Origin of the sequence: Alkalicoccobacillus gibsonii (genome assembly GCF_016798245.1) — a bacterium.
Taxonomy (GTDB): domain Bacteria; phylum Bacillota; class Bacilli; order Bacillales; family Bacillaceae_D; genus Alkalicoccobacillus; species Alkalicoccobacillus gibsonii.
In genome coordinates this window covers 541,870-555,237 of record NZ_JAEUZA010000002.1, presented here as the reverse complement: position 1 = coordinate 555,237, position 13,368 = coordinate 541,870, and the positions used below count along the sequence as shown (strand labels likewise).

Below are 13,368 nucleotides of genomic sequence, written 5' to 3'. Positions count from 1 at the left end.
TATCAACCTAACTAATTTAAATTTATTCTAGCCCTCTTTTTTAATCTATCTGTTATCCTTTTTCTGTTAAGATCATCAATATAATTGTGGTGGTCTCTTATCGAATTTGCTCTTTCAATTTTGTATTCATCAAGACCATCTCTCCATTTATCTAATTCTTTAATAAGTTGTTCATAATTATAAACTTTAGGCCCTGGAGTAAAGCTAAGATAATCACCATGAAAACTTCTATCCTCTAATAGATATTCGTCTAAATCAAAAGGTGCAAATATCATTGGTTTATCTAAGGATAAGAAGTCCCAGAAAACGCTTGAATAATCGGTTATTAATAAATCAACACTTGGTAAAGTGAAGTTGATGTCTATTTCAGGTTCTAAGAAAATGATATTTGAAAGTTTTTGGTTTATAGTTGTATCAGAATGGTAAAAATGCATCTTCATCAGAAAGATTATAGAGTTCATTTTTAAATACTCATTTAATTTTACTAAATTTAGAAATTCAATAACATTTAAATTCCCTTCACCTTCTCCACGATGCGTAGGAAAGTAAGCAATAATTTTCTCATTAGTATGTTTAGATTTTAGATTTGTTATATATTCACTACTTAAGTGTCCATTAATGATATCCGCTCTTGGTGTACCATCAACAAATACTTGATCATATTTGAGTCTAAATGAAGACATCCTTATTTTTTTTGCATAGTCACTTGAAACAAATGCTATATCTGTTGAACATGATGTTGGAAAGATTCTATCTCTAAACTTTTTAAGTGAATTTAATAAGTAACTATTGTACTTACTAGACTTGATATGGTCAAAACAAACCTTCTTCGTTGGATATCCATGCCATAATTGCACTTTTTTTGTAGTGCCCAAAGCATACCATGTAACATCATAAATTCCAGTTGACAACAATGCATATTTAGCTCTTGAACAAGACCAATATCCCATAAAAGAATTAATTAAATAAGCTTTACCACCGTTTCTTATTATTTCTTCTCTAATTTCATTAGAATGAGTGATCCAAATCACTTCTATAAATTCTTCATTTTCTTTTATATATTCGTAAAGATACCTAGTATTATCTGAGTATCTCTCCCCAAACCATGAACCAAAAACCCATATATTCTTTTTTACAGGTATAAGATACGACAGAAAATATAGTACTGAAGTAGTAGCGACTTTCAAAATTTGCAGCATTTAGCTAATTCCTTTATTATTTTTATTTTCTTTAAACTCATTCGCAAAAATACCAATTAATGCAAAGAGAAAGATTAGGATTTCCACGTCCTGAATATAAGGCAAAAATATAAAATTCACTAAAGTAAATACTATTAGTAGAATTACAATAAAGTAGTTAAATTTAAAATAGTTTTGATGTTTGGTTATTAACCCCTTTATTGCTGAGTACATTATTACAGCAATAAAACCAATATACACCAACATTCCAAGTAAACCTAATTCGAACCACAACAGATAGTAACTTGACTCTGTTAAATTAGGATAATTAAAGTTTTGAAGTGCTTTTGGTCCATTGTTACCTAACCCTAATCCACTCATATTCTCATAAGCTAATTCTTTAGAAGCTTCCATAGAATCTAGATGCCCTACAGCTGATGTATCTTCTAATGTAACTGTCCGTATTACATAAGTTGAGATAATTTTAAAGATACCGTAGTCTTTAAATATATCAAAAATTAAAGTTACAAGAGCTATTGAAAATACAGAAAATAAAAAAGGCATCTTTTTAATTTTAATCTTTTTGTTATAGATTAGATTCACTATTACATATATCCCTATAACAGAAACAAGTGAGACCCACGTGCTTCTAGAAAAAGTTAATAATAAAGCAATCAGGGAAATTGCCGTTCCTAGTTGATAGATTAAAGTATTTTTGAACAATTTTTTTCTATATGCAAATGAAACAATTAATATTAAAGCAATGTAGTAAGCAAAAGTATTTGGGTATACAAATGTTGCGGTTACTCTTTGAAAATTGTCTATTGCGTTCAAGAAAAATACATGACTCAATCTACCATCTTCAGAAGGATATCCAATTCTAACTAAGAAGTCTGATTTCAAAATAACTGCTTGTAAAATTCCATATAAAGATATTATTACACTAATTATGAACAAACCTTTTATCAAAGGTACTAATTCACTAATTTTGATATTAATATTTTTATAAATGTAATACGCAATCATAGGTTCTACATACAATCTCATATGATATAGTGCATAACTTGGATTATCTGCGATTATCACATATGTTAAATTAATTAATATAAATAGGAAAAGAACAAGCGAAGATTTGCTAATTCTGTAGTTATTACTCTTAAAAAAACTCAACAATATAAACACATATAATATTATTAATATTAGTTCTTTCCAATAACCTGAAAAAGGAATATTACCAAGTAGAACAGTAAAAACCAGATAGTGAAAAGGTAACAAGTATAGTAAAGCTTTCCATAAAATATTCATTACATAAGCACCTTTTATTGAATATTTTTATTTCTACCACTTTTATTCAAATATCCATCTTTAAGTCCCTTGATTCGGGACAATTTAAAATCAGATGATGGTATTTTTAAAATATTCTTTAATTCTCCATATAAATTAGCAATATGCATTTCCCACAAAAATTTCCCGTTAAAATTTTTATTTAACATAAGTATCTTATTTCTAGTACAATAATATGTTTTTCTTTTATTGTAGGTTTTTTTATCTGAATCAGTATTTCTTTTCACTTCAAATTTTTGGTTATATATAACTGAGTAACCATTTAAATTTGCTCTTAAGCAAAAATCATCTTCATCAGAATACATAAAGAAACCTTCATCTAAATCCCCGATTTTTTCAACTAATTCTGTTCTAAAGAGCATTGAACACCCTAAGATTCTTAAAACTGGAGTAAAAGTTGAATTGTCCCTATTAAGTCCAATTTCATGCTCTATTTTATCCCACCATCTTGAACCATCATATATTGATTGAATATTACCATAAGTTTTATCGACAATTTTAGGCCCTATAATTCCGATTTTCTTATCATTTTCCATTACATCAACAAAGTTATCTAAAAGTGAACGCTGTTCATGAATTGTATCGTTATTAACAATATATATATAATCTGCATTACACTTTTGAGCATAATTAATGCCAATGTTATTTCCACCGGTGTATCCAAGATTCTTTTCATTTAAGATAATTTTATGATTTGAGAATCTTTCTCTTAATAGTTCACCTGATTTATCCTGAGAATTATTATCTAAAATAACTATTCTAAAGTTATCGTAGGTTTGCTTTTCCAAACTTTCAACACATTTTACTGTTGATTCATAGTCATTCCAGTTAAGAACAATAATAAATACATTAGGTCTTTTCATATTATTTAATCCTTGTTAAATTATTTGCTTCTATTTCAATTCTCATCTCTCTAACGCTTTTACTTGAGTCATATACTTTTAAAAACTCTTCATAATCCTTCGAAGTATCAATTTCAATAAAATCGCCTTCAATAAAAAGAGGAATTAATCTCTCGCCATTGTTTACTAACAAATTAAATAGATCATGCATAACGAATTGATTACTTTCTTTATTTAAAGTTGATTTTATTTTTTCATCTTTAGAAAAAATAAAATCCAATGCTTCAACTAATTTTTTAACGCCTTTACCTTGAAACTTTGAAAGACCTATGTATTGTGCCTCTGCATCAGAATACTTGTTTGGTACTCCTCCAATATCAATTATTGATCCTTCATTTGAAGTTTTAAACACCTTAGCATCTTCAAGTGGATTATCTAATCTACTAGACCAATAGTCTCTCCAGTTTCTATCTGCAACAATTGTTATTTCTGATTCTACTTCATTCAATCTATTTAAGACTGAATCATCATAAATAATATCACCATAACTAATTATCACGCTTTCTGTTTCTAATAATTCATTTCTTGCCTTATATAGAGAATATACTAAGTTAGTTGTTTCATATAGTTCATTATGAATCTTTTTCCCATTAATATAATCTAGTTTCTCTGATTTATAACCAGTTATTATAAGTAGATTCTCTAGAAGATTCGAATTATTTAGTTTTTCAAGTTGATAGTCTACCAGTGTAGTCTCGCCAATACTAACTTGACATTTTGGTTTCTCAAAAGTATATGGTAAAAGTCTTGTTCCTTTACCAGCCAATAATAGAATAGTAGTCGTTGTCATCAAATCATCCTTTCAAGTATAATTAAGGTCAAAAATGAAACTAAGATCATAACGGTCGATCTATCGAGCAATAATTTTTTCAACTCAAAATATGTTAGCAGCATATATATAAATAAAATAAATAAAACAGTTATTAATAGTGAAATAGCAGCACCTTCGAGACCATAATGCGGAATTAAAATAATATTGGATAATGCGTTGATTACCAATGCTACGCTAACTGCTCCAGCTCTTAGTTTTTGTCTATTTGAAATAGTTAGTATTGTGCCATATTGTGAACTAAAAAATCTTATCATTAGCACAACGGCCATTATTTTTAAAACGTTAGAAGAGGCGGCATATTCAATTCCAAAAAGTAATGTAATGATATTGTATGAAAATAAATATAATATTGAGCTAATCAAAAAACCACAAGATAACGTGTAAAGTCGCATTTTTTTAGATAAACTAATTAATTTACTCTTGTTACCCTTTACAGATGAAAACCTTGGTAGAAAGACACTATTAAATACATTAACAAGAATTATACCTCCTGCTAATATTCTAGCTGGTCCTTGATATAACCCAACATTCTCATCTCCTAAAAAACTTTTAATTAGTATTGTATCTACTTGCATATACAATGTGCCAATCAAAATATGTATCATATAAGGGAAATTAGTACTTAAAGTTCCTAGAAGGATCTTTTTCTTAACTAGTCTAAACTTATTGAAGTTATATTCTTTTCTAAAAATATAGTGTGAGTAAATTAGACCTAAACATTTTGTAAAAAGAAATGTCAAAGTTATTACCTGAATGTCCTTAGATATTAATGTAATTGGAATGATAGTTATAACGTGTATAGCAGTAGATATTGTACTTACTTTTGTTTCTAATTTAAATTTGTCAATAGCCCTGTATCCAAAACAAAAAAATTGATTAAACGAATCAAATGTCAAAGCCAAAATAATTACTGTAAATAGATAATTCCCCGAAGATATAAATACCGAAAAAATCAATATAATTGACGATAAGACTACTTTTGATATGAAGGATATGTTAATTATTTCAGCTGTTTTTGTTGGGTTCTTTGTCAAATCTTTTATAAGAGTTATACTATAACCGTAGTCAATTAACAGAACGACTATAGTTGCAACGGAGTAATAAAACATAAAATTACCAAAAGTTTCAACATTAACGACTCTTGCAAGTATAATAAAAAAAACAATACTGGACATTGCTTTTAATGTAAGACTTAAAAACATATAGAAACTATCCTTAAACAATTTCCCAACCCCTGTTAATAAATTTATAAGATTAATGAGCTGAGTTTTTAGGAGGGTATGCCATCTTAAATACTGTCTTAATGATTAGATATAGATCATATGAAATCCGTCTGTTTTCAATATAAAATAGATCTAATTCTACCATTTCTTCAAATCCGATAGCGTTTCTTTGACCGGCTTGCCATACACCGGTACAACCTGGAATAACCTCTAATCTTTGCTTTTGGTAAGCAGTATAATCATTTACTTCTCTTGGTAAAGGTGGTCTAGGTCCAACTAAGCTCATGTCGCCCTTTAACACGTTAATAAGTTGAGGTAATTCATCAATACTTGTTTTTCTTATAAATTTTCCGATTGAAGTTATCCTAGGGTCGCTTTTCATTTTAAACATCGCACCACTAACTTCATTTTTTTCAAGGAGATCTTCTAATAAATCTTCTGCATTACTAACCATTGATCTAAATTTATACATTTTAAAATGCTTCCCGTTTTTACCAACCCTTGTTTGAACAAAAAAAACAGTTCCTCTTCTATCCTCTACCTTAATCATAATAGAAACCATAATTAACACAGGTAATAAAATTAGTAATCCTAAAGAGGATAATATAATATCTAATAACCGTTTAAAAACGCCGTAACCATATGGAGTTGATACTGTAATTTTCTTTTGTTCATTTGACTTTTCGTCAATGAAATTCACGTGTAAACCTCCTATCTTCTTTATAGATATCAAAACTTATCTTTATTTAAAAAAACTAAAAAGTTTCTTTTTCTTCTTAATAAACTCTGGAGGGTTTACCGAGATAAATTCATTTTTCAAAACTTGTTTAGCATTTTCATTAAATTGATTACATAGTTCTGTACCAAAGTGTTCTTTTAGTAGATCAAAGCTTTCACGCATTCTGAAGGTGCGAGCTTTTAGATTGTGGGCATCTGATGCAAGTATATGAGCCAAGTTAGATTCAATAATCTGCAGGGTGAATGACTGTATTTTTTTACCGAAATGACCAGTTAAACTTGACGAGGTTATTTGTGTGAGTGCCCCATTTTTAACAAATTCAAATAATTTATGCGGGTTGTCTATAAATATCTTATTTCGCTCCGGGTGAGCTATTATAGGAGTATACCCTCCTACTGCCAATTCATAAAAAATTCTTTCACTATAACTTGGAATAGAAGTGGTTGGGAATTCTATTAACACATATCGTCCATCTCCAGTAAGTGGAACAGATTTCCCTAAAGCTAAGTGTTCGATCAAATCTCCAAATAATCTAATTTCTTGCCCAGGTAGCAACTCTAGTGGAATATTATATAATTCTAGCTTCTCTTGTAAAACATTCAGACTTCTAGTCATATCTTCAGTAGTAGTTTCAAAATAGGGATGAGCATGATGTGGAGTTACAATAATTGTAGTAATTCCTTCTTCAACAGCAACTTCTGCCATTTTCACACTCTGCTCAACTGAATCAGAACCATCATCTAAATTCGGAAGGATGTGGCAGTGGCAATCTATCAAACGAAACTCTCCTTTAATATTTTCCTAAGAATAGTAATAATAACTTTTTTCATCCGTAGGTTTATTGTTTAATATTACTCCAAGTAAATTTGCTTTAGTTTTAATCAGAAGATCTTTAGTTTTAATTAATTCTTCTCTATCAGTTTTACCGCTCGAAGCAACTAGTAAAGTCCCATCCGTTTTATTTGATAATAATTGAGCATCTGTAACAGCCATGACTGGTGGCGCATCGAAGAATACTATGTCGAAAAATTCAAAAGCTTCTTTAATCACAATTTCCATCATTTTCGAATCTAATAACTCTGCTGGATTTGGAGGAATTGGTCCGCACGTAAGCACTGAAAGGTTACTTATTGAGGTTTCTTGAAATGTATCCTCAAGTTTAGATTGTTTCGTGAGTACGTTAGTTAGTCCTCTTGTATTTGGTAAAGCAAAAGTGTAATGGGCAGTGGGTCTACGCATGTCTGCATCTACAATAAGAACCCTATTACCATTTTGAGCCATTACTATTGCTAGATTTGCTACAGTGGTAGATTTACCTTCACCTGGACCTGCTGAAGTTACAACTAAGCTTCTAATTTTTTTATCTATAGATGAATATTCAATGTTTGTTCGAATTGTTCGATATTGTTCTGTTATTGGCGAATTTCTTTGAGAATCAGTAATTAAATTTCGTTGTGTTTTATTTCTAGAACCTGTTTTATTTTGTTTTTTATGTCGAGATCTAGTTGCCATATTTTTACCAACCCCTATGTAGATTTCTTTGTATCATCATTAAAACTGTCCATATTAGATATTGCTCCTAAGACAGGTAAGTCAAGAGCATCTTCTAAGTCCTTCTCTGTCTTAATAGTTGTATCAAGAAACTCTAGTAAAAATGCTAAGCCAATACCAAAAACAAGACCCACTACAGCTGATATTAGGATATTCGCTAAAGGGTTTGGGCTTATTGGTTTGATATCATCCCCTACAGTTGCTGGCGAGAGAATATTAACATTATCAACATTCATAATCTCTGGAATTTCTGCTTCAAAAATCTCTGCTAAAGTGTTTGCTAACAATGCAGAATTATCTGGAGATACATCTTCTACCGTAATATTAATAACTTGAGAGTCGTTAGCAGTACTTACAGTAATCATATTATCTAGCTCAACAATACTTAAATCTAAGCCAGTGGTTTCAATTACTGGTTCCAAGATTCTAGCATTTTTAATTATTTCATTATATGTATTGATAAGTTCTATATTTGTCCTGATTTCATTTTGGGTAAAACCTTGTTCTAAATTTGTATTATTTTGTGTAATTAGTAATTGAGTACTACTTTCATATACTGGTGTTAAAAAAAAGAAGCTTACTATAGCAGCTAATGCCATTGCAATAATTGGTAAAATGATAAGTAGCTTAAATCGCCTTTTAAGCGTCTTAAGCATGTCTTTTAGACTAATCGTTTCTTCCATTCGTTTTGAAGACCCCCTAAATTTAGTAACTTTTTTATGACTAAACTGGATTATATCATAGTTTCATCTGACATATCGACTAATTTTTCACTTGTTAAACTTTAAAAGTTTAATTATACTGATTAAGCATAGGTAAATTATAGGTGAAATTTCCTATAATCAAATTGAGAAGGGCGTTTGATTAAATGAAAAAGGGTTTTAAGATCGCTTTTATTATCGTAGGTTTAATATTTTTGGTAGGTGTTGGTTTTGCGTATTATGTTTATGATTCTATACGTGACACAGCAAATGCCATTCATGAGCCCATTGGTGACCGTCAATTACAATCACGTGAAGTTAATATTAATGATTCTGAGCCTGTTTCATTCCTTATTGCAGGTATTGATGCAAGAGGAGACGATCTGTCTGGTCGATCTGATACTATGATACTAGTTACTGTAAACCCCTCACAGCATTCAATGAAAATGCTAAGTATCCCACGCGATACTCGCACTGAAATTATTGGTAAGGGAACTGTTGAAAAAATTAACCATGCCTATGCATATGGTGGACCAGCAATGGCAATGGACTCTGTTGAAAATTTATTTAATGTGAGTATTGATCACTATGTAACCATTAATATGGAAGGATTTAAAGAGCTAATAGATGCACTTGGTGGCGTAACCGTTAATAATGATTTTGCATTTAATAGTAGAGGCTATGATTTCCCAGAAGGTACACAGTTCTTAAATGGTGAGGAAGCACTAATTTATACAAGGATGAGATACGAGGATCCCCGTGGAGATTTTGGAAGAACATCACGACAAAGAGAGATCGTCGAAGCTGTCATTAAAGAAGCTGCACAGTTTAGCTCAATAACAAAAGCTAACGAAATGCTCGATGTGGTAGGTGGTTCTGTTAAAACTGATATGTCACTCGATGATATGTGGACACTTCAAAATAATTACCGCGATGCAATAGGTACTGTGGATCAACTAGAATTTGATTACACAACTCCAATGATTGATGGAGTTTCCTACGTAGTTTTAAGTGATGAAACTATTGCTGATATTAGTAGCGAATTGCGTGAACACTTGGAGTTGGATTAAAATAATAGATAAAAGCCCTTTAGCTTCTGCTATGGGGCTTTTATCTTACAAAAAGTTATGTTTTATCGTTTCTATTAAATAATTTTAAGGATTTAAACATTTATCAATCAGGAACTTCACTACCTCTTCGTTTTTTCCCACATATAATACACTCATCGGTGTAATAACTGTATTTGTGCTTCTTTTGAAATCTACATTTAAACCATGCTTTTAGTTTCAATTTTATTACACCCTCTTCTATTTATTTTTATAACGTTCATAAAGAATACTTACCTTATTCTACATGAATCGTCTAAATCCTTTGTTGAGTCAGGGTGTGAAATTTCTTAAGATATTGTGATTCATTACCCTAATTCTCAAAACGTAAACGCTAACTGTGGGTGGGAGGAATTTGACGATTGATCGAGAAGTTGTTTTGAACGACCTTTTGAGGAGTGATTTTTGTATGTGTGGGATTCAACTCTAGCTATTCATTAAGGGATCAGGATTTGCCTAATCAACGCCTAGCCTTACAAAAAAGGATGGAGGGTAACTTACTTCAGGATGAACGCATTATTGGCGTCTTTTATGGAGGGTCAATTGGAACGGGTACTACAGACATCTATTCTGACATTGATGTGCGTATTGTTGTGAGGGATGAGCATTATGAACGCTATCGATTGGCTAAACGAGAGCGAGCTAAATGTTGGGGAGACGTGCTCTTTTTGAGGATCTGCCTTGGACGAATTATAGTGTGGCTCACTATGATTCTTTTTTAAAGGTAGATTAATTTTATTATCGAAACCAGGATAAACCAGGATCTAGTGGCCTCGGTATGGGTTCTTGTATGAGCTCGTTGCGGAGTCGAGGAAGCTGCGGTATGAGCCAAGTGTCGGAGAAGTTGATATGTTGCGGATGAAATTTCTCGCACATTCTCATGAGGTTTACCGACGTGCGAATCGTGGTGAATGGAATTATGCACTCAATTGTCTGAATCGCTTACGGATGATTGTTGTGACAGCATGGTATATGGATAAAAGTTTACAGCCAAATACACTGGGAGATTGGGCCAAATATGAGGGAGCGCATAGTTTGTTAGATAAGTCGCAGCTTGAGATATTGGCTGATTGGGATGGTTGTCGTGATAGTGATGATGTGATGTGCAAGGTGAGACAGATGTTCGATGAGTTTAAGACTGTGCACCGGAATTTGTGTGCGTGTGTTGGGATTGATGAGGAGCGCAAGATGATGGATCGGGTGATCGGGATGGTTCTTTAGAGTTGTTTGTATTCTATGTGAGCTCTGTTTTTGCGTTTTAGTTGGTTCATAAAGGGTAAGGTGTAAATAAAAAGGATGTGTTTGTTATAGACGATCCGAAAAAGATTAAGGACCCAAAAGCTCCATCTCAGAAAAAGATGTTCATTGCAAGTACGCTCGGGGTAATAAGCGGGGCTATCATATACACCTATTTCCTTTAACATTAAACCAATCTGGTGAGAGCGCCAGATTGGTTTTCCTGTTTTAAGTGAACTTGAGCTTGAAAGAAATAAGAAGTAAGGAATAAAAATAAACATTTTTATCACTGCATTGGAGTTTGTGGTGTTATTCAAGGAGAATTGGGATCGAGAGGTTTCTTTCTTTACAAAGACTCCCCTCTCCCTCTCAGATTTAATCCTCCTGAGCTTTTCTGGGCCAGCACAAAATAATGACCACAGAAATGACAAGTGAAAACAGAGGAAATATAACATTCCAAGAGGTGAAGCCGATATCACTTCCAGGGTAATAATATCTGCTATGCCAAATTTCATACAGTAGATTTAGAAGTAAAGTTACGATAGGAGCAACCCACATCTTTTTGAGAAGAATTGATACGAGCACTCCTATTCCAATAACAATTGATGGGACAATATATAATTGCATTAGAAACGGATCTATGGCCTCAATCATGCTCAATTCGTAAGCTCACCTCTATTTCATTTATTTGCATCTAACATTATCCTTCAGTATCCATGTGTTCAACTGACTATTTGTTAAGATTGCGTGTTAATTGTTTGAGTTTCTTAATCAGGTTTTGTTTTTAAGCTCAATGAAATAAGGAATAAAAATGTTCATTTTTATAACCACATTGAAGTTTGTGGGGGTATTCAAGAAGAACTGGGCTCGGAGCAAGAACTTCGGGTGTTTTACCAAGCTGGGTGAAGCGTTAGCAAGATAAATGGAGGTTTTAGTAAGCCTGGAGCGAGTTCTATCAAGAAGCAGGGTGCGTTACCAAGGTTGGAGCTCCTATTAACAAGATTGGACCTCTGTTATCAAGGCCTCAGCGACTCATAACAAGAACCCTCTCCGCCTTAGCAAGAGCTTTGCCCTCTTTACCAAGAATTCGCTCCCGCACAAAAACCCCCTCCGACACCGTCAGAGGGGGTTAAATAAACGTTTAATTAAAAGCGTTTTGCACCGATGTAGCGCGGTTTCCAGTAGCTGTTGTCCATGCTTGTTATCGTCACGCCTGAGCTTGATCCGGAGTGGATGAACTGGTTGTTTCCGATGTAGATTCCGTTATGTGATGGGCCTGCTTTGTATGTTTCGAAAAAGACAACGTCTCCTACTTGTAGAGAGGATACGCTTTTTCCAGCACTGTATTGTGATGCTGCAGTTCTTGGAACTGAGATGCCTTGTTGTTTGAAGACATATTGAATGAATCCGCTGCAGTCAAATCCAGATGGTGTGCCGCCGCCCCATACGTATGGCGTACCGATATGCTTAGATGCTTCGGCTACGATGTTTGTTACAGTTGCACCTAAGTTATTGTTGTTTGAAACTGTTTCGCTTTTCACTTCGGTGTTTGGCTTGTACGTTGAGCCTTGTCCTAGTTTAGTAAATGTTTTTGGTCCTGCAATTCCGTCTGCTGTTAGTCCGTTGGCACTTTGGAATTTGCGCACGGCATCGCGTGTGTCATTTCCGTAGTATCCTGTTGGATTTTGGTTGAATACGCCAACTGAGCGAAGTTGTGATTGAAGCTCAGTTACAGCTGCTCCTCTGCTTCCTACACGTAGGATGCTAGATGTTGCAGATGGACTAGAGTTTGTGTTTTTTGTTGTTTGGTTTGATGGTGCTGGTGCTTTTGAGCCACCTGTGTTATTTAATGCGGCAAAGGTTTGCGGTCCTGCAATTCCATCTACTTGTAGGTTCTTACTACGTTGGAATGAGGTTACTGCGTCCTTTGTCGCATTATCGAACTGGCCGTTTGGTTCTTTGTTTAAGAAACCTGCTGAACGTAATTGAGATTGAAGCTGTTTTACTTGGTTACCGCTTGATCCTACACGTAGGATTCCTGAGTAGGAAACATTTGTGCTCGAAGACGGGGACGATGAAGTTGCTTTTTGAGACGATGATCCGCCTTTAAGCGCACCAATTGTTTTCGGTCCAGCAATTCCATCTGCGGAGAGTCCATTGGCTTTTTGGAACTTACGAACGGCATCCGTTGTGATGGTTCCGTAGTATCCTGTTGATTTTTCGTATGTAAAGAAACCTTTTGACTTTAATTCATCTTGAAGCTGAGTAACGTCTGAGTGACTCATCCCTTGGCGAAGTGTCTGATCTCCGAGTGCTGCGTCTGCAACGGTTGGAGCGGCAAGTACGATTCCAGTAGCGACAGTTGTTGTTAATACGGCCTTTTTCATCTTAGTTGCTTGGTTCAAAAAAAGAACCTCCTCTAATCTAGTTTATATAGTATGTTTCGGCTGCGTGAGTCTACTGCGTCTAAAGTCCTATTTATTCCCGCATAAAATTCTTACAAAATAAGGGATTAAACTCGAATATAAACTAAATTTTACACGAATTTTGTCTTTC

At 33.3% G+C, this 13,368-nt stretch carries 13 protein-coding genes; 3 read left to right on the top strand and 10 right to left on the bottom strand.

Annotated features, from left to right (window positions below; genetic code table 11):
• Window positions 1-11 precede the first annotated feature (11 nt).
• From JNO66_RS09515 to JNO66_RS09475, 9 genes are read right to left on the bottom strand one after another with little or no spacing between them, the layout of a single operon-like run.
• Window positions 12-1,199 (bottom strand): CDP-glycerol glycerophosphotransferase family protein, encoded by a 1,188-nt coding sequence (locus JNO66_RS09515; RefSeq protein WP_203088007.1) that lies wholly within the window; start codon window positions 1,197-1,199, stop codon window positions 12-14.
• A complete protein-coding gene (locus JNO66_RS09510) occupies window positions 1,200-2,483 on the bottom strand; it encodes an O-antigen ligase family protein (protein ID WP_203088006.1) in 1,284 nt (427 codons plus the stop codon).
• 14 nt (window positions 2,484-2,497) lie between these two features.
• On the bottom strand, window positions 2,498-3,385 hold the full coding sequence (locus JNO66_RS09505; protein WP_203088005.1) for a glycosyltransferase family 2 protein: 888 nt from the start codon (window positions 3,383-3,385) through the stop codon (window positions 2,498-2,500).
• Window position 3,386: 1 nt separating this feature from the next.
• A complete protein-coding gene (locus JNO66_RS09500) occupies window positions 3,387-4,214 on the bottom strand; it encodes a phosphocholine cytidylyltransferase family protein (protein ID WP_203088004.1) in 828 nt (275 codons plus the stop codon).
• The gene (locus JNO66_RS09495) at window positions 4,214-5,479 is read right to left on the bottom strand and encodes a flippase (protein ID WP_203088003.1); all 1,266 of its coding nucleotides are present in this window, start codon (window positions 5,477-5,479) and stop codon (window positions 4,214-4,216) included. The genes JNO66_RS09500 and JNO66_RS09495 overlap by 1 nt, the downstream gene beginning before the upstream one ends.
• Before the next feature lie 31 nt (window positions 5,480-5,510).
• Complete coding sequence (locus JNO66_RS09490; RefSeq protein WP_373367172.1) at window positions 5,511-6,170, bottom strand: sugar transferase; 660 nt, start codon at window positions 6,168-6,170, stop codon at window positions 5,511-5,513.
• A gap of 51 nt (window positions 6,171-6,221) precedes the next feature.
• The gene (locus tag JNO66_RS09485) at window positions 6,222-6,995 is read right to left on the bottom strand and encodes a tyrosine-protein phosphatase (RefSeq protein ID WP_203088002.1); all 774 of its coding nucleotides are present in this window, start codon (window positions 6,993-6,995) and stop codon (window positions 6,222-6,224) included.
• Between the two features lie 24 nt (window positions 6,996-7,019).
• Entirely contained in the window at window positions 7,020-7,730 is a 711-nt protein-coding gene (locus tag JNO66_RS09480) for a CpsD/CapB family tyrosine-protein kinase (RefSeq protein WP_203088001.1), read from the bottom strand.
• Window positions 7,731-7,744: 14 nt separating this feature from the next.
• Window positions 7,745-8,452, bottom strand: coding sequence for a YveK family protein (locus JNO66_RS09475; protein ID WP_203088000.1), 708 nt, complete (start codon window positions 8,450-8,452; stop codon window positions 7,745-7,747).
• A gap of 185 nt (window positions 8,453-8,637) precedes the next feature.
• On the opposite strand from JNO66_RS09475, the gene JNO66_RS09470 reads away from it, so the two are divergent.
• The 3 genes from JNO66_RS09470 (at window position 8,638) to JNO66_RS09460 (ending at window position 10,797) form a co-directional block, all read left to right on the top strand.
• Window positions 8,638-9,540, top strand: coding sequence for an LCP family glycopolymer transferase (locus tag JNO66_RS09470; protein WP_203087999.1), 903 nt, complete (start codon window positions 8,638-8,640; stop codon window positions 9,538-9,540).
• A gap of 488 nt (window positions 9,541-10,028) precedes the next feature.
• Window positions 10,029-10,298, top strand: coding sequence for a nucleotidyltransferase domain-containing protein (locus tag JNO66_RS09465; RefSeq protein ID WP_203087998.1), 270 nt, complete (start codon window positions 10,029-10,031; stop codon window positions 10,296-10,298).
• A gap of 127 nt (window positions 10,299-10,425) precedes the next feature.
• On the top strand, window positions 10,426-10,797 hold the full coding sequence (locus JNO66_RS09460) for a hypothetical protein (protein WP_203087997.1): 372 nt from the start codon (window positions 10,426-10,428) through the stop codon (window positions 10,795-10,797).
• 1,160 nt (window positions 10,798-11,957) lie between these two features.
• Here JNO66_RS09460 and JNO66_RS09455 read toward each other — a convergent pair.
• Window positions 11,958-13,217, bottom strand: a complete 1,260-nt coding sequence (locus JNO66_RS09455; protein WP_246483223.1) for a C40 family peptidase — start codon at window positions 13,215-13,217, stop codon at window positions 11,958-11,960.
• Window positions 13,218-13,368 lie beyond the last annotated feature (151 nt).